The 16,757-nt window shown below is 59.2% G+C and carries 15 protein-coding genes; 6 read left to right on the top strand and 9 right to left on the bottom strand.

Going from position 1 to position 16,757, the window contains the following annotated elements; translation table 11 throughout:
- The first annotated feature begins 187 nt into the window (after positions 1 to 187).
- The 4 genes from RBB82_RS11840 (at position 188) to amaB (ending at position 4,951) form a co-directional block, all read left to right on the top strand.
- A complete protein-coding gene (locus RBB82_RS11840) occupies positions 188 to 835 on the top strand; it encodes a hypothetical protein (RefSeq protein WP_433970652.1) in 648 nt (215 codons plus the stop codon).
- 99 nt (positions 836 to 934) lie between these two features.
- The gene (locus RBB82_RS11835; protein WP_433970651.1) at positions 935 to 1,840 is read left to right on the top strand and encodes an intradiol ring-cleavage dioxygenase; all 906 of its coding nucleotides are present in this window, start codon (positions 935 to 937) and stop codon (positions 1,838 to 1,840) included.
- Between the two features lie 77 nt (positions 1,841 to 1,917).
- Positions 1,918 to 3,060, top strand: coding sequence for a hypothetical protein (locus RBB82_RS11830; RefSeq protein ID WP_433970650.1), 1,143 nt, complete (start codon positions 1,918 to 1,920; stop codon positions 3,058 to 3,060).
- A gap of 361 nt (positions 3,061 to 3,421) precedes the next feature.
- A complete protein-coding gene (amaB, locus tag RBB82_RS11825) occupies positions 3,422 to 4,951 on the top strand; it encodes an L-piperidine-6-carboxylate dehydrogenase (RefSeq protein ID WP_433970648.1) in 1,530 nt (509 codons plus the stop codon).
- 18 nt (positions 4,952 to 4,969) lie between these two features.
- Here the strand turns inward: amaB and RBB82_RS11820 are convergent, their stop codons facing one another.
- Together RBB82_RS11820 and RBB82_RS11815 are read right to left on the bottom strand one after the other, a co-directional pair.
- Entirely contained in the window at positions 4,970 to 5,449 is a 480-nt protein-coding gene (locus RBB82_RS11820) for a hypothetical protein (RefSeq protein WP_433970647.1), read from the bottom strand.
- Positions 5,450 to 5,642: 193 nt separating this feature from the next.
- The gene (locus RBB82_RS11815; protein WP_433970646.1) at positions 5,643 to 7,130 is read right to left on the bottom strand and encodes a M20/M25/M40 family metallo-hydrolase; all 1,488 of its coding nucleotides are present in this window, start codon (positions 7,128 to 7,130) and stop codon (positions 5,643 to 5,645) included.
- A 148-nt stretch (positions 7,131 to 7,278) separates the two neighbouring features.
- Here RBB82_RS11815 and RBB82_RS11810 point away from each other — a divergent pair, with 148 nt between their 5' ends.
- Both RBB82_RS11810 and RBB82_RS11805 read left to right on the top strand, forming a co-directional pair.
- Positions 7,279 to 8,616, top strand: coding sequence for an alpha-amylase family glycosyl hydrolase (locus RBB82_RS11810; protein ID WP_433970645.1), 1,338 nt, complete (start codon positions 7,279 to 7,281; stop codon positions 8,614 to 8,616).
- A gap of 268 nt (positions 8,617 to 8,884) precedes the next feature.
- Positions 8,885 to 9,646: a DUF4239 domain-containing protein gene (locus tag RBB82_RS11805; RefSeq protein WP_433970643.1), complete on the top strand. Its 762-nt coding sequence runs from the start codon at positions 8,885 to 8,887 to the stop codon at positions 9,644 to 9,646.
- Here the strand turns inward: RBB82_RS11805 and RBB82_RS11800 are convergent.
- The 7 genes from RBB82_RS11800 to RBB82_RS11770 form a co-directional block, all read right to left on the bottom strand.
- Positions 9,640 to 10,824, bottom strand: a complete 1,185-nt coding sequence (locus RBB82_RS11800; protein ID WP_433975331.1) for a glycosyltransferase — start codon at positions 10,822 to 10,824, stop codon at positions 9,640 to 9,642. The two genes, RBB82_RS11805 and RBB82_RS11800, sit on opposite strands and share 7 nt — an antisense overlap.
- 77 nt (positions 10,825 to 10,901) lie before the next feature.
- Complete coding sequence (locus RBB82_RS11795) at positions 10,902 to 12,080, bottom strand: hypothetical protein (RefSeq protein WP_433975330.1); 1,179 nt, start codon at positions 12,078 to 12,080, stop codon at positions 10,902 to 10,904.
- Between the two features lie 177 nt (positions 12,081 to 12,257).
- A complete protein-coding gene (locus RBB82_RS11790; protein ID WP_433975329.1) occupies positions 12,258 to 12,929 on the bottom strand; it encodes a DUF6629 family protein in 672 nt (223 codons plus the stop codon).
- 167 nt (positions 12,930 to 13,096) lie between these two features.
- On the bottom strand, positions 13,097 to 13,426 hold the full coding sequence (locus RBB82_RS11785; protein ID WP_433975328.1) for a hypothetical protein: 330 nt from the start codon (positions 13,424 to 13,426) through the stop codon (positions 13,097 to 13,099).
- Positions 13,427 to 13,546: 120 nt separating this feature from the next.
- Entirely contained in the window at positions 13,547 to 14,539 is a 993-nt protein-coding gene (locus RBB82_RS11780; RefSeq protein WP_433975327.1) for a TIGR00730 family Rossman fold protein, read from the bottom strand.
- 34 nt (positions 14,540 to 14,573) lie between these two features.
- Entirely contained in the window at positions 14,574 to 14,909 is a 336-nt protein-coding gene (locus tag RBB82_RS11775) for a hypothetical protein (protein ID WP_433975326.1), read from the bottom strand.
- A 156-nt stretch (positions 14,910 to 15,065) separates the two neighbouring features.
- Positions 15,066 to 16,715, bottom strand: coding sequence for a hypothetical protein (locus tag RBB82_RS11770; protein WP_433975325.1), 1,650 nt, complete (start codon positions 16,713 to 16,715; stop codon positions 15,066 to 15,068).
- Positions 16,716 to 16,757: the final 42 nt, after the last annotated feature.

Raw genomic sequence — 16,757 nt, 5'->3', positions numbered from 1 at the left:
CCAAAACCACACTCAAAATAAGAGTTCTGTTCTCAACTAATCCCCGAAGCACCACCGCGCTACGGCGTGAACTCGTCCCCTGTAAAAGATCTTCCGGGACGAGCCAGTATCTAAACACGAAACATGCATCCGACCCCGACGTTTGCTACCCTAATCCCCAGTGAATCCAGCAGACGAGGTCCCCACCGTGATCGATGTACACCCTCCCCATGAACCCATCCATGGCTGGCGCGACTTCCTGCTTCACCTCCTCACCATCACCATCGGCCTCCTCATCGCCCTCAGCCTCGAAGGTCTCGTCGAGTGGCAGCACCATCGCCACCTCGTCCACGAAGCCGAAGCCAGCCTTCACGCAGAGATCGAAAGCAACGCCAAGGGCTTGCCCGACACCCTCGCTGCTCTGCACAAGAATCAGGATGAACTCAAGCACGATGTCGAAGTCCTCAAATACATCATCAAAAATCACAAAGCCCCCGATCACAGCAACATGAACATCAGCTTCGGCATCCGAACCTTCGACGACGTGAGCTGGAAGACCGCGCAGTCCACCACGGCTCTCTCCTACATGTCCTATCCCCAGGCCGAGGAGTACTCCGACATCTACAGCACCCAAACTGAACTTAACGACGCCGAACATCAGGCCGCACGCGACGCCATCATCAGCCTCGCACCCTTCATCAACATGGCCAACGACGACCCCGACCCCACCGAGGGCCAGGCCAACGACATCAAGCAGAAGATCGAAGTCCTTCAGGGCCAGCTCACTCTCGTCGACTCGCTCATGAACTCCCTCAACCGCGACTACAAAAAATTCCTCGACGCCCATCCCAGCTAGCGCGGCATTGGAACCCTCACAAATGTCAGCCTCCATGTCGTCGCATCTCCAAAAACCGCGTCTACACGTGTGAGCCTTGCATCTGCTCACACGAGGGACATGAAAAATCCAGCCGCATTCACCCGCCGCAGATTCCTCACCAGCACCCTCGCCCTCGCGACAACAATCGAGCTACAGCGAGCAGCCTTCGCCCTCGGCCTCTTCGCAAACTCCGACGTCTGCAAGCTCACACCCGAGCAGGAGGTCGGTCCCTACTACGTCGCCGACGAGCTCCTCCGCTCCAACATCGTCGAAGACCGGCAAGGCATCCCACTCGAGTTGCGGATCGCGGTCCTCGACGCGCGAACCTGCAAGCCGCTCCCCAACGTCGCCGTCGATATCTGGCACTGCGACGCCCTCGGCCTCTACTCCGGCTACACCGCACAGAACCCAATGGGCCCCGGAGGCCCGCCACCCGGCTCACAAGGCGGACCACCAAACGGATTCGATCCACAACACCCGCACAATCATCCCGGCCCACCCGAGGGCTTCGGCCCGCCGCCGCGAAACCACCCCACCGACAAACTCACCTTCCTCCGCGGCATTCAAATCACCGCGCCAGACGGCTCCGTCAACTTCCGCACCATCTTCCCCGGCTTCTACATGGGCCGCACCAATCACATCCACTTCAAAGTCCGTCTCGACGGCCACGAAGCGAACAAGACCTACGCCGCAGGCCACACCTCCCACACCGGACAGATCTTCTTCCCCGAAGAGATCGCGACGCAGCTCATGCAGCACGAGCCCTACGCAAACCACAAAATCCACCGCACCACCCAGACCGAAGACCACGTCTTCGGCGATCAAAACGGCCAACTCCAGACCGCAAAGCTCCAGCCGCTGCAGTCAGGCCAGTTCACCAAAGGTCTACGCGCAGAGATAATCGCCGCAGCCGATCCCACGGCAAGCCCATCTCCCGTAGGCCCCGGCAGTGGTCCACGAATGCTGCCCCCACCGCAATCCTGATCTTGCCGAAAAACCAAACCTCCTCTGTTCGAATAAAATCTCCGCTGTAGAGTCGTGACACCGAGGTCTGATTGACCATGGACAAGAGACTGCGGCAGACGGTCCCGAAGAGATACGAGCCATCAGCTTCCCGCCAACACAGATTCGCCGCTATCGCTCTCCTGTTCGCGCTCGCTGTGATCGCCTCCAACGCGCAATCGCAAACCGAAACAACCCCACCGACGCAATCTCCAGCGCCTGAAACTCCCACCCTCCACGTCTACACCAACCTCAAGCAGGTCTCCGTCCTCGTCCTCAGGAGTGACTACGAGCGAATGAAGCCGCTCGACCCATCGGGATTTCGCATCAGCCTTGACTCCGGGCCACTGTTTCGCCCAACCTACGTCCGCCAGGAGGGCGATGATCCAATCTCCCTGGCAATCCTCATCGACGCAAGCAAACCCTACAACGAACTGCTGCCGTCGCTCATTAGAGCCCTCGCTTCGCTCCCGCCCGATTTCCTCCATCCCCAGGATCGCGTCTCGGTCTACGCCATGGATTGCACCCTGATCCGCACGACCTACGACACCGGGGCAAATCCGGCGGCGCTCGCCGACGTGGTTAAGAGAGCCATGGCGCCATGGCAGATTCGTCAAACACAAAACGAAAAGCTGAAGAAAGAGAACAAGGTCCCTCGGCCATATTGCAGGGCCAGCCTGCCGTTATGGGACTCTATGTTAGAGGTGCTCGAAGACCTTGACCAGCAACCAGGCAGACGCATACTCCTGGCCATCACCGATGGCGTAGACGACGGCAGCAAGACCCTCTGGAAAGACGTCATGTTCCATGCACAGATCCGCTCCGAGACTGTCTTCGGTCTAATGTCGACGACCAAAATATCCTTCGATAGCCCCGAGGACAAGTTCAAACAGATATGCGTGAACAGCGGTGGAATTGAGTTGCAAGCCAACGAGCACACTACCATTCTCCGACTCAAGGAGTTCACGCAGATGTTGCGGGAGCGCTACATCCTCGAGTACCCGCGTGTGCCAAACGAAAAGCCAGGTGTCCACATAATCGCGGTGTCTTACAAGAAGAAGAGCAATCTCTATATCACGGCCACGGGAATCACTGTTCCGATTGCGAGTGAGGACGAAAAAGAAAGCAGGAAGACCATTCAAGCAGACCCGTCGCGAGCGCCAGAGTTCGGTAGTCGGAAGGTGCTGCTGCCAAAGCCGTGATTTTCATGAGCCATTGAGCCGGCCAAACGGTTGTCAAGCCCCCAAACAGCGAAAACCCGCGCCAGTCCTGCACATTCGCGTGGCGTATCAGTTACCCTCCAACCGCTATACTGTTAGTAGATCAAGAAAAAAGCCCCCACCAGACTGGGGCTTTTTTTATTGCGAACCGTAACTCCTTTGGTTGGACATATTTACTTGTAACCCCTTTGATTGGACATATTTGCAGGAGGGGTCACTATCTAAGTCGTTGATTCAGTGAATCTTACGAATACCAACCCCGGGGGGGTGGCCCCCTGCCGCTGACTTGCCACCCGTTACATCAACCATCTACGCTTAGCCTCGAGAACAATCCAGACAAATCATGACGATCAAACAAGAAGTCGCAGACATCCTCGCCCATCTCGGCGTGTCCACCACCACCGGCAACCTCACCGTCCGCACCCCCATCACCGGCGAAGTGATCGCGCAGATCTCCACCATCACCGCCGAAGACGCCCGCAAAGCCATCGCCCAGGCCCACACCGCCTACCTCGAATGGCGCAACGTCCCCGCCCCCAAGCGCGGCGAACTCGTCCGTCTCCTCGGCGAAGAGCTCCGCGCCGAGATCGACTCCCTCGGCCGCCTCGTCACCATCGAGACCGGCAAGCTCCTCTCCGAGGGCTACGGCGAAGTCCAGGAGATGATCGACATCTGCACCTTCGCAGCGGGCCTCTCCCGCCAGCTCGCCGGCCTCACCGTCCCATCCGAGCGCTCCAAGCACCGCATGATGGAGACATGGCACTCCCTCGGCGTCGTCGGCGTCATCTCCGCCTTCAACTTCCCCGTCGCCGTCTGGAGCTGGAACGCCGCCCTCGCCCTCGTCTGCGGCGACTCCGTCGTCTGGAAGCCCAGCGAAAAAACTCCCCTCACCGCGCTCGCCACACAAGCCATCTTCGACCGCGCCGCAAAGAAGTTCGAAGCCAAATTCGGAACCATCCCCGCAGGCCTCGCAACCCTCCTCATTGGCGACGCCACCGTCGGCCAGCAGCTCGTCGAATCCCCCATCATCCCTCTGGTCTCCGCCACCGGATCGACCGCCATGGGCCGCGCCGTCGCACCTAAACTCGCCGCGCGCTTCGCCAAAGCCATCCTCGAACTCGGCGGAAACAACGCCGCCATCGTCACCCCCACCGCCGACCTCGACCTCACCCTCCGCGCCATCGCCTTCTCGGCCATGGGCACAGCAGGTCAGCGCTGCACCACCCTCCGCCGCCTCATCGTCCACACTGACGTCTACGACAAGCTCGTCGCCCAACTCAAAAAGGTCTACGGCTCCGTCGTCATCGGCGACCCACGCGAAGGCAGCACCCTCGTTGGCCCGCTCATCGACGAGCGCTCCTTCAACGCCATGCAGCACTCCCTCAACGAAGCTCGCAGCAATGGCGCCACCATCACCGGAGGCGATCGCGTCACCAATCAGCAAAACCCCGAAGCCTTCTACGTTCGTCCCGCTCTGGTCGAAATCTCCAACCAGGCTGACCCCCAACCTGATGTAGTCAAGCGCGAGACCTTCGCCCCCATCCTCTACGTCATGAAGTACACCGACCTCAACGACGCCCTGCGCCTCCACAACGACGTCCCCCAGGGTCTCTCCTCATCCATCTTCACCATGAACCTCCGCGAAGCTGAACTCTTCCTCTCCGCCATCGGTTCAGACTGCGGCATCGCCAACGTCAACATCGGCACCTCCGGCGCAGAGATCGGCGGAGCATTCGGCGGCGAAAAAGAGACCGGCGGCGGACGCGAGTCCGGCTCCGACGCATGGAAGCAGTACATGCGCCGCGCCACCAACACCATCAACTACGGTACCGACCTGCCGCTCGCCCAAGGCGTCAGCTTCGACATCGACTGATCGAGAACAGCCCGCTGACTACGCTGCAAGCCCCAGAGTAGAGTTCACCGTAGCCAGCGCGGCCTTCTCTTCATCCGAGACCAGAGTGCCACCGAAGCCAAGGAAGCCGCCCTCTTTTGTGGCTTCAGCGGTCGCTTTTGCAACGCCCGCGAGCCACTGCTTCACCTCGGTCGCCTCTTCAGGCGTCGCCTTCTGCGCAAGCAGATCCGATGTCCGCTTCAGGATCTCGGTTGCAGCTCCCTGCACCTGTCCGGGCGTAGCACCGGCCGGCGGCTTAGGAATCGACATCTTCTGCGTCAGATCTCCCGCGAGATCCTTCAGCAGCGGAGTCTGCGCCGATCCAGCCGCCTGCAGGATCATCTTGCCCGCCGCAGTTGACTCCTGAACCAGTCCAACAGGACCGCTGGGACTGGCCGCCACCACCAGAATGCTGGCCATAAACGGCGAGGAACGCAGAAGGTCCCACTCATCAACGCTGAAATCTGCTCGTGTGCTCATAGAAAGTCCAGCCTTCCGCCTCATCCGCATCACGTGCGCCGCCGACAAGGGCTCTTGGGATTCGGACAGCAGAGAGATTGGCCCACCAATCGCCGCCGGACTTCGAGGCTACCGAGAGCAACGTGCCCTGTCAATTGGAGCGGCGTGAATTTCAAGAGAACATCCGCCGCTCCAACCACAAGACCACCGCAAGCTACCTCGGAGACGCCTTCGTCCCCACCAACCGACCATCCATATCCGCCAGCACATACGCGACAACCGCCAGCATCGCCGCATTCTTCCGCAACTCCACCGGATCAACCTTGTCCAGTGTATCCGCCTCGGTATGGTGCCAGTCGAAGTAGTGCGTAGCCTCCGTCCGCGGACTCAGCGACGGAACGCCCTCATCGGTAATCGCCTCGATATCCGATCCACCCCCGCCCGGCGACACCGTATCCGCTCTAATCGGCCCCAGCAGAGACGCGATATCCTGCAGCACCTCGAACGACCGCCTCTCATCCGCAGAAAGTTTTGTCACATCGAACGCTGGAGCTCCAGGCATCATGAACGCAAAGCCACCAAAACCCATACCAAGCGGCTTCTCTGCTCCTTCATCCACCTCAATCGCTGCCACCTGATCGCCGATCTTGTCGCCAACCAACTTGCGATAAGCTCTCCCACCAGCTTCGCCGTTCTCCTCATTCACCCAGAACACCAGGCGAATCGTACGCTTCGGCTTCAGCCCCAGCTTATGGATCAACGTCACCGCCTGAAACGCCCCCATAATTCCCGCACCATCATCCTGCGCTCCTTGCCCCACATCCCACGAGTCGATGTGTCCACCAATCGACACCACCTGCTCCGGATGCTCACTCCCGACAATCTCGCCCATCACATTGCCGGCCTGCACATCAGCCTCCATATGAGCGTCCATCTGCAGATGCACCGTCACCGGCCCTTCCTTCGCCAGCCGCTCGATCATCAGCGCATCCTCCACCGAGATCGCAGCCGCCGGAATCTTCGTCACCTTCTCGTCGTAGTGGAGCGCGCCCGTATGCGGCGTCTGCATCGCCAACCCCGTCGCCGACCGCACCAACACACCCACAGCGCCCTTAGCCGCCGCCTTCGACGGACCAAGCGCCCGATACATCACGTTCACCCCATAGCCATGCCATCCCGGATTGAACACCACGATCTTCCCCTTCACCTGCTCCGGCGTCATCGCATCCAGCGCCGCGAAGCTCGGCACGAACACCACACCCGCCGTAATCCCATCCTTCGGCGTCCCCACACTCATCCCTAGCCCCAGCATATGCAGCGGCTTCGTCACCGGCGCCACAATCGCAGCCGACTCATTCCCCCTCACCCATCGCGGCACCATCACCGGCTGCACCGTCACATTCTGCAACCCCGCCTTCCGCATCAACTCCGCGCCCCACTCCACTGCGGTATTCAACTGCGGAGTTCCACTTAACCGCTTGCCGATGTGATCGCACAAATACGTCAACGCGACATAGCCATCATCATCCGTCTCACTGGCCTTCAGAATCTTGTCCGCGTCGGCCTTATACTTCGCCGCAAGTTGGCCCGCAACAGCAGGCATCGACGGTAGTGATGGCGTATCAGGAGCATTAAACTGCGCAAAGCCAGGCAGAGCCGCAAACAGCACAGCCCCCGTCAACACAGCGGCAAAACCTCTCATGCAAATCTCCTTTTTCTTTTGACCATAGAGCCTCATCTCACCAAACACAAGAGCCAATACAAACCGCAAGCTCTGTAGAATCCTCACGCACACAAACCATCATTCCCGCTCACCAACCTTCTCGCGTAGCATCAAGCTAGCAAGCAACATGCCCCTATCCATGCCGACTCCCCGCCGACTCCTCTCCCTTTGCCTAGCCTGCGCCGCCATCTTTCCGCCTTTCGCGCTCACTCAAACTCTCGCCCGCCCAGGCTGGGTCGGCTCCGGAATCACCACCGACCTCTGGTGGAAGCACGCCGTCATCTATCAGGTGAATCCCGCAAACTTCAACCCCAACAACGGCACCAGCCTCCACGGCGTCACGCAGCGCCTCGACTACATCCACTCCCTCGGCACCGACGCGATCCTCCTCACACCCATCCAGCCCGACCCGGCCCACGCCCAAGCGATCGATCCCGCCCTAGGCACACTCGACGATCTCGATGACCTCATCCGCGAGGCCAGCCGTCGTCACATCCGCGTCCTCCTCGACCTCGACCCCGCCATCCCCAACACCGACCTTCCCAACGTCGCGCGCTTCTGGCTCAACCGCGGCATCGCTGGCTTCCACGTCACCGGCACCGACGACAACGCGCACGCTCAAGCCTTCACTCTCCGCGGAGCCACCGGCAGCTATCTCGGCGAGCGCATCGTCATCGCGGACGCCGACCCCACGCTCACACCCGATCTTCGCCAACGGACCTACAGACCATCCAATCCGCAGTTCCCGCAACTCGTCTTGGATACCCGTCCCGGCACCAGCACCACCCTCAACGCAACAATCATTCGTCCAGCCATCGAGACCTTACAAGACATCCTGCAAGCTGGCCACAGCCTGCCCCTCCTAGCCACCGACGGCCCCACCTACAAACGCAGTATGAGCCGCTACGGCGACAGCCAACACGACGTCGCCATCGCCAAGCTCATTGCGACTCTCCTCTTCACCACCCGCGCCGAGTCCCTCCTCTACTACGGTCAGGAGTTAGGCGTGCGCGACGCAACGACTCCACTCATCAACTGGGAGGCTCCCCCAGAAAAAAATAAATCAGCTCCAGCGCTGGAGACTACAACCTCTCCTAACGCGGCACTGGAAGACGCCAACCCCGACTCGCTTCTCAACTGGTATCGCCAACTCAGCTCCCTCCACCATGGCAACGCCACACTCAACTCCGGCTCTCTGATCACCATCAACCGCGACGATCAAAACGTTCTGGTCATGGTCCGCAAGCCTCAAACGGTCTCCTCCATCTCGCCCGTTCTCGTCATCCTCCTGAACCTCACCGCTCAACCAGTGCCGCTCTCCCTCAAAGCCGACATCACACGCCTTCATCTACGCGGCAGCTTCCTTCGCACGGTCCTCCGATCCGACGACAACATGGGCACGATGCACCTGGAGTCCATGACGCTCCCTCCATACACCGCCTACATCGGCGAACTGCACTACTAGAGCGATGCCGCAGCTGAGGTAGAGTCGCTTCCGCTTTTTTGTTTGTCATTCCCGCAGGGAATCTGCGTTTGCAGTTTCTACTCCATAAAGAAAATTGTCTAATCTGCACACAACAGTCTGAAACTGGCTTTACCGACACAGACGCATCGGCTAAGTCGACAGGGCCGCGAACGCCTGACCTCGCCTGATCAATACCGTCGCAATTTAACCGAAGAAAATTGCCGAAAATTGTATAAGCTTGGAAATCGCCCGGAGAACTTCACCGCCCATGCTGACTCTCACACAAAACATCGTCATTCTCATCGTCACCATGACCGCGTCCATGCTGTTTATGGTGCTATTGGACCGCCTCTGGCCGCGCGACCAACGCCGCGTCCACAACGATCTCATCGGCTGGCAGCTCAACATTCTCGGCACGACATACGCGGTCATCCTCGGCTTCATGCTCTACACGGTATGGACCACCTTCGGCGAGGCGAACATCAACGTAGATCTCGAAGCCAACGCCCTCAGAAATGTCTACCGGTTAGCCGAGGGCCTCCCCACTCAGCAACGGACGTTGCTTGAGAATCAAGCGCGCGCATACGCCGACGCGGTCGTCAATCAGGATTGGTCCGAGATGGCCAACGCTCAGATACCGGATGAGAGCCACCGCATCAATCAAGCGATGTGGAAGACCTTGATGTCCGCAAAGATAGAGACCCCTACCGAAGTAGTCGCCGAAGACCACGCCATCTCAGAGCTAAGTTCTCTCACAGAACACCGCCGCACCCGCCTGCTGCAAAGCGCCTACCGCCTCCCAACCATCTTCTGGGCAGTTCTTATCGTCGGTGGATTTCTGACTATCGCCTCGGCTGCTCTATTCGGCTCAGCGAACCCTCGTCTTCACGCGCTCCAGGTCTTTTTCTTCACTCTGCTCATCACGCTGGTGCTGCTCGCCATCGCCGACGTTAACCTCCCCTTCCGGGGTTGGGTTCACATCAACAAGTACGCCTTTCAGCGAGCACAGCAGAACATGAACGATCAGTAGTCGCCGGCCGCTCGCCGCAACGCTGTCTCGTATCCCGCATACACTCGCTCGAACACCGCATCCCAACTGCACTGAAGCGCATACTCGCGCGCTGCCAGCCGCATTCGCTCCAGCCGCTCTCGGTCTGCGACCAGCTTCGCGACCGCCTCCGAAAAAAGATCATCTTTCGTTACAAATCCAGTCTCCTGATCGCGCACGATAAACTTCGGGCCGCCATCGAGAGTCACCACCGCCGGCACACCGCTCGCCAGCGCCTCCAAAACCACATTCCCAAACGTGTCCGTGTGCGAGGGAAATACCAGAATATCCATATTTGCGTACGCCTCCGCTAGACCAGTTCCTCGCAACACCCCGGCAAACTCAGCCTCTATAAGTTCTCCGCGCAACGAAGCCTCTTCGCTCCCGTGTCCCACAACGAGAAATCGCACATCACGCATTCCCATCGCCCGAAGCTCCCGCTCCACCCTCGCCAGCAGCGCCACATTCTTTTCAACTGAAAGCCGCCCTACATATCCCAGCACCACGGTTCTATCGCTCGCTTCGCGTGTTCGATGCGCCGGCGAAAACCACTCCGTATCCACACCCCGCTGCATCAGGTGGCACGGCCTTCCCGTCTCCCGCTCCAACATCTCGCAGAGCTCATCATTCGGCGCGAACAAAACCTTTGCCAACTTATAAAACCGCGACGTAGCCCACAGCGCACCGCCCTCAACCCCGCGCTCGATCGTCGCCCCCGACTCCTCCGGAAACCGTCCAGTCAACCAGCCAATCCTGCGGGCCGCATACTCATGCAGGTTCGTGTGCCACGACGCCGCCAACGGGATCCCCATCTCCCACGCGAAGTATGCGCCGAACATCCCCAGCTCACTCGGCCCCGTAATGTGAATCACGCCTGGACGAAACCGCTCCAGCTCCCGCCGTATCGCGCCGCCATGCCGCCAGAACAGTGTGTCGAACTCGAGGTCCTTCTCCATCCGCACCGAACCTCGGCTACGCTCCAACTCCAGCGTCCGCAGCTCTCCAACCTGTTCGAACGATATCTCCCGCGTACCCGCCCGCACGCACAAAAAGGGCAACCCATGCCGCTGCGCATAAGCCACAAAGTTGCGGCTGGTATGCGCTACTCCATTGACCTCATGAAAGGAGTCCGGAAGATAGGCAACACGCGGCGTACGCATCGCTCTAGACTACCCCGCACCGTTGCCGATTCGCACGACAATCTCCCGAAGTCGCGCCTCAGGCCTCACCCCGCCATTCAGATCGAAGCGTCCATCTTAGCCAGCGTGGCCCGCATCTCGACGCTGTCATTCCACGCCATCCGCAGTCCGCTCGAGACAGGTCCCGCACCCATCATCCGAACAATCACCAGCACAGCCCGAAAGTACGCCGGAGCATGACCATTCATCCAGAGCCGCGTCATCGGCTGGATCACCCCATCCGCGTCGGGATGATAGACCCGCTCATCCCATCTCCGCGAACCCTCCGGAAACTCCGGATAGTTTCGAATCGCATCCAGCGTCGACTGCAGAATCCTGTGCTTCCATGGCTCTGCATACTGCGGCATGAACAGCACATGGCTCTCTCGCTCGCGCCGCACCTCGTGTACAAATTCATTGAAGCTCGTCGCCCGCGTCAGATTCACATTTGCATTCGGTTCCACGCCGTGCCGGTCGCCGCCGCTGATCACCAACTGGTTCCACTTCCCAGCCAGCGTCGAGGTCTCGCGATTCTCCTTCCAGTCGCGCAGCCCATTCAACTCCAGCGCGTGAACGTACTGACCATTCACCGCCAGAAACTCATTTACCAAAACTTCGTGCTTCTCCTTACCCACCCGGTACAGATCCCAAAGCGGATGGTTGAAGACGATGAGCACTCCCGAAATCTCATCCAGCTCAGCCAGCATCTCCGTCAACAGCTTCGGGGGACGCGTCATCACCGGCATCGCTGTAAACTCCGCCAACCGTTCCATCCACGCTGCACCCGTCGCGCTCGGCAGATTATGAATCCCTAGGTGAAACGCCGTCGCACCAAACGGCACCGTCCACTCCACCGACACCGGAATATGCCGTGACGATGGCACCGAGCGCAGCAACATTGGCGCCTGAATATCATCGTGATCCGTGATCGAGACCAGACTCTGAATCTGCAGCTTGTCTTCGATCTGTCTCCGCTCCAGATCGAACGCCAGACTCGGCGTCAACGGCGGCGTCCAGTAAGCCTTCGCATAATTGGCATCGATACCGGACAGCCTTTTACTGCGCCGCTCTCCCCAATGAATAATCGGCTGCAGAAAGCTCCAGTCCTTCGACAGCTCCGAGATGAAATCCAGCGTCTCTTTCGACTGATTCGTATGGCTATGCAGCGACACGCCCGTCGTGAAGCCCTTCGCCGCCTCCGGTTCGCGCCACAGATACGAGATGCTCGACTGGCTCATCGGCTACCCCCAGATTTTCAGGCTGCTTACGAGTGCAGTATCGAATCGCTATGTGACGTGGATATGACTGCACCAACAATGGAGCTTCAATATCCCTAAATCCCGTGCCTTCAATGGTTCCCCAAAGGTTGTAGCGTCAAAAAGCCCTTGCAGATTCGAGCCGCCTTCCATACTTCGTCACATCGCCCCGAGATATCGAAACGGTCTGAGATCCTTACTCTTCCAGAAGTACGTCAGAATAATCACGCTCGCCACCGCCGCATACGCGCACCACAGCGAAGTGAACGCATACCGTTTTACCGCCATCACCACGAGCAAAATCGTGACGTTCGCCACGCCGAAGATCACCATGTCCTTCACCTTCGAAAACAGCAGCGACCCGCACGTCGCGATCACATAGAACACCGCGACCGCCGTGAAGTTCGTCGCAGGGTTCATATACACAATACTGTTGCCACGCACGTAGATCTGCGTCGGATAAGCTGCCAGAGCCCAAAGCATATAAAGTGTAGTCAACGCTCCCACCACCAGAAACGGCACCATTCGCCGCCGGCTCTTCATATTCGGCTCAAAAAGCACCACGCTCAGCGGCATAAGAAACGGCAGCAGCCCCTGCGCATACAACATAAACGCCGCGCCCATATTATGCGTGACCGCAGGCGATAACACCCCATCCAACCCCAGCCACACAAACCCCTCAATAAACTGATGAACCGCAAACAGCGTCGGAAGCGAAGCAAACAACAGCTCCCTGCGATGTTTCACCTTCGTAAAGGTGAGCACCCCAATCGTCCCCAGAACCGCGCTGCCCGTAAAGTTTGCTGCCGCCGAAAAACACACGTCGCGCACCCTCCGATAACCTCATCATAAGGTCACTTGGAAAGGAAAGCAGCCTACAACTCTTTCATTTTGAGAGAAGTGAAGCCCCCGCTGTCTCTAACCAAAAAATGCGGACATCATCTCCTACGCAATCCGCAGCCGCACGGTCACCCGTAAAACGAGCAGGGCGCTGCGAATCAACCCTCACTCGATGCACCTAGGAATGCAATCAGCGTCCCCACAAGCACCCCAAGGAAGTCGATCAACACATCCGTCCACTCCAGCGCAGCCTTATAGGTCAGATGTTCGGCAAGTTCGACTCCAAATCCAAATAGCAGCACGCCGGCGAACAGGAAGATCCGAGCCTGCACCGATCGAGTCGTTCTTCCCGCAGCATAAGCAAGGAGCCCGAAGATCACAAAGTGCCCCACCGAATGAAACCTGCCCTTGGTATGAAGAGCAGTCTTCTCTCCGTTGGGCAGCAGCGAAAGCACTACGGTCGCCGGAAAGACGAAACACGCGAGCACTATGAAAAAAATCCGTTCCTTATTAGAGTTCCGAATCGATATCAACGTTTACGAACAACCTCTCCGTGATCCGAACGTATCCGCCAGAACACGCCTCAAACCAACCCGACAACAAACCACCTACCGCGTCTTCGCGATATCCGGCCCCATCATCTCCTGAGCATTTGGCGCCGGATGATCCGGAATCTCCTCTTTCTCCAGCCGCGCCTGTTCACGCTCGTAGTCCGACTCCAGATGATTCTCTGTCAACCCGGCCGTAAGCAGCGCAAACGCCTCCTCCGGCGTATCCGCAAACTGAAACAACTCCAAATCCGCCGTCGCGATCGCGCCCTTCTCAGCCAGCAACTCCAGATTGATCACATTCTTCCAGTAAGCCGACCCATAGATCACCACCGTGATCTTCTTCGCCAGCTTCTTCGTCTGCGCCAGCGTCAGCAGCTCGAACATCTCATCCAGCGTCCCAAACCCACCCGGAAACACCACCAACGCCTTCGCCAGATAAGCAAACCAGTACTTCCTCATGAAGAAGTAGTGGAAGTCAAAACTCAGCGCCGGCGTAATGTAAGGGTTCGGATGCTGCTCAAACGGCAGCCTGATGTTCAACCCGATCGACTTCGCCCCTGCTTCATACGCCCCGCGATTGGCCGCCTCCATAATCCCCGGCCCACCTCCCGAAGTCACCACAAACCGGTGCCGCCGCCCCGGCAGAGTCTTCGACCACGAAGCCACCATCCCCGCCAGCTTCCGCGCATCTTCGTAGTAGTGCGCCATCTCCACCGCAGCCTCGGCCAACCGCAGCTTCAGCGCACTCGCCACCCCGCTCTCAATCTCCTCAGCCGTCGCGGGCTGCTCATGCTCCGGCGCCGGTTGCGTCGAACCTGTATTCGCCAGCAGCTCCAACTCCGAGCTCGCCACATCCAGCGCCCGAAATCGTGCCGACCCGAAGAACACCACCGTGTCCTGAATCCGCTCCCGTCGAAACCGCGCCATCGGCTCCTGATACTCCGCAAGAATCCGCAGCATCCGCCCATCCGGCGAGTTCAAAAAATCCCCATTCTCATACGCAAGCGGAGCCTGCTCCAGCTCGTCGTCCGTCAACTTTGGCTTCGTCATCTCTTCATCCAGTTGGTAGAACTCCCGCAGTCGATCATCCCCTGTAGTCGCGGTAGTGCACCGCCTCCGAGATCCCGATCCAGATATCCAGCAGCCCCAGCCCCGATATCATCCCCCGCACCGCGCCATTATGCAGCACCGCCGCTAACCACGGCCTCGCCAGAATAAACGCATTCCGATCCCATATCCGAGTCCACCACGGCAGCACCATCACCAGCACACCCAGATAGACGCAGAACAGCACCAGCACGAACAACGATAGCCGCTGCAGCCACACGGGAGCTGTCCTCTTGGCAGGTTCGCTCTCGTTTACCGGCCGAGGTTCCACCGTCGGTTCAGTGGGTTGAAAAAGTTGTGGCTGTCCGGACATCAAACTCCAAGTAAACCTTCCTGCTTCCAAAAACTTCCCGGCTGCACTCCCGGGCATTTAATCCTCAAGTCTGACACTAGCAGAGCGACCCGCCCTTGTCTCCAACCACCCCCTCCAACCGGAGCACCACCGGAAGTTCCTCCTCGCGCACTGTATTCATTTCGGGCCACTTGTCGCCCCCACCGATATCCCGGTGTTATGCGGAAAATCCAGCCGCAGATCATACGCCGACCCCACGCCCGACATCTGAATCGGCAACTCCACGCCCGCCCCATTCTTCTTCAGCAGCCCATCGAACGGAATCAGCAGCAGGCTCTTCCACCCCGTCGTCATCTGCGAAGCCGTCGCCGCCGTCCTCACCTTTCCATGAAACTCGTACCTGCTCCCCACCAGTTCAATCTGCCCCACCATCGTCACCTGCGCTCCCGGCATCTCGTACTCCAGCTGCGGAATCTGCATCACCGCATCCGCCTGCGAAAACGTCCCGCTCAACGAAGACGACACCGTCTCCGCATCCTGCGCATTTGCCAGCCTCGGATTCCCCCGCGCCCGTTCGCTCATCGCATTCAACTGCTGCTGCATCTTCTCGTTGTTCAACAGCGCATCATGAATCGAAAACGTCCCCTCCAGCCGCATCTTCCGCGACACGCTCACCGGCCCCGGCGGAATCAGAATATGCGTCTTCGTCGCCAGCGCCCCCCGCATCAACGCCGGACTCCCCTTCAACGACAGCGTCAGCATATCCTCGATCCGTCCGCGCTCCATCACCACATGCAGATCCGTCGTATGTCCCGGTGCCCCCACCGCTCGCGTCACCGACCCCGAAGCCGTCAGCTCCGAATGTCCCACCCGCGCCCTCACCGACTCCAGCCGCGTATCACCCGTCATCCCATCCACCACCGCACGAAACTCCGTGTGCAGCGGCAGCGCATGCTCACTCACATCCAGCCGAAACGCTGGCACATCCGCCACCCCCTCCGCCGCAATCTCCCCCAGCGTCCCGGCAAATCTCCCCTTCGACGCCAGAATCCCCTCAATTCCATGAATCGACGACAGGTCCGCCTGCGTGAACTCATAGTTACCATCAAGCGGCGTGTCCCGCGGATTATCGTCCTGCCAAGGCCCAAAGTGCCCCGTCGATCGCACATTCCCCACCGGCTTCGGATTCACCAGCACCGCCGTGTAGTTCAACGGCTTCTTTGCCCCCACATCCGTCAGCACCAGGCTGCTGATCGCAAACTCCAGCGGCTTCTTCCCCGGCTTGTTCGTCTCCAGCGTCACCTTCGCGTCCGTGCACTCAATCCGATCCACCACAATCCCCAGCGCCGACTGCCCCCTCCGCTTCGGATTATCCAGGTCCCCCCTGTTCCCCTTCGGCGGAATATTCACCCGCAGACCATTCACCTTCACCGTCACCAGCCGCGTCGTCGGCTTTATCAGCTCGCGCCATCCAGCGCCGAACTCAAAGTTATCCACGCTCAGCATCGGCGGCGCATTCGGCCTCGAATCCGGCTTAGTCGGTCCCGCGAGATACAAGATCCGCAGCCCACCTCCACTCACAAGGATGCCCTTCGTCATCGACAGAGACAGCCGATCCAACTCCACCGGGCTGTTGAACCGGGCCGAGAGCGTCTCCACCACCTTCTTCCGCAGCATCGGCTGTATCTGACGCAACCCCCAAGCCACCAGCAACGCACCTGCAATCGCAATCCCAACAAAAACCACGCCGGTCCACATCACCCACCGCCTTCGCCACCACCGCCGGCGTTCTTCCACCACAACTCGTTCCTCACCAGTCGCGTTCAAATCGAACTCCTCCAGATTGGACGCACATCAGTCGTCAAAAGC

This window comes from Tunturiibacter lichenicola (assembly GCF_051013355.1).
Taxonomy (GTDB): domain Bacteria; phylum Acidobacteriota; class Terriglobia; order Terriglobales; family Acidobacteriaceae; genus Edaphobacter; species Edaphobacter lichenicola_F.
The sequence above is the reverse complement of the archived record's forward strand: the minus strand, read 5'-3'. Positions and strand labels throughout refer to the sequence as shown.

Excerpts from the sequence above, each read along its gene's own strand:
- RBB82_RS11835 (WP_433970651.1), top strand. The coding sequence starts at position 935 with ATGAAAAATCCAGCCGCATTCACCCGCCGCAGATTCCTCACCAGCACC.
- RBB82_RS11830 (WP_433970650.1), top strand. The coding sequence starts at position 1,918 with ATGGACAAGAGACTGCGGCAGACGGTCCCGAAGAGATACGAGCCATCA.
- amaB (WP_433970648.1), top strand. The coding sequence starts at position 3,422 with ATGACGATCAAACAAGAAGTCGCAGACATCCTCGCCCATCTCGGCGTG.
- RBB82_RS11820 (WP_433970647.1), bottom strand. The coding sequence starts at position 5,449 with ATGAGCACACGAGCAGATTTCAGCGTTGATGAGTGGGACCTTCTGCGT.
- RBB82_RS11815 (WP_433970646.1), bottom strand. The coding sequence starts at position 7,130 with ATGAGAGGTTTTGCCGCTGTGTTGACGGGGGCTGTGCTGTTTGCGGCT.
- RBB82_RS11810 (WP_433970645.1), top strand. The coding sequence starts at position 7,279 with ATGCCCCTATCCATGCCGACTCCCCGCCGACTCCTCTCCCTTTGCCTA.
- RBB82_RS11805 (WP_433970643.1), top strand. The coding sequence starts at position 8,885 with ATGCTGACTCTCACACAAAACATCGTCATTCTCATCGTCACCATGACC.
- RBB82_RS11800 (WP_433975331.1), bottom strand. The coding sequence starts at position 10,824 with ATGCGTACGCCGCGTGTTGCCTATCTTCCGGACTCCTTTCATGAGGTC.
- RBB82_RS11795 (WP_433975330.1), bottom strand. The coding sequence starts at position 12,080 with ATGAGCCAGTCGAGCATCTCGTATCTGTGGCGCGAACCGGAGGCGGCG.
- RBB82_RS11780 (WP_433975327.1), bottom strand. The coding sequence starts at position 14,539 with ATGACGAAGCCAAAGTTGACGGACGACGAGCTGGAGCAGGCTCCGCTT.
- RBB82_RS11775 (WP_433975326.1), bottom strand. The coding sequence starts at position 14,909 with ATGTCCGGACAGCCACAACTTTTTCAACCCACTGAACCGACGGTGGAA.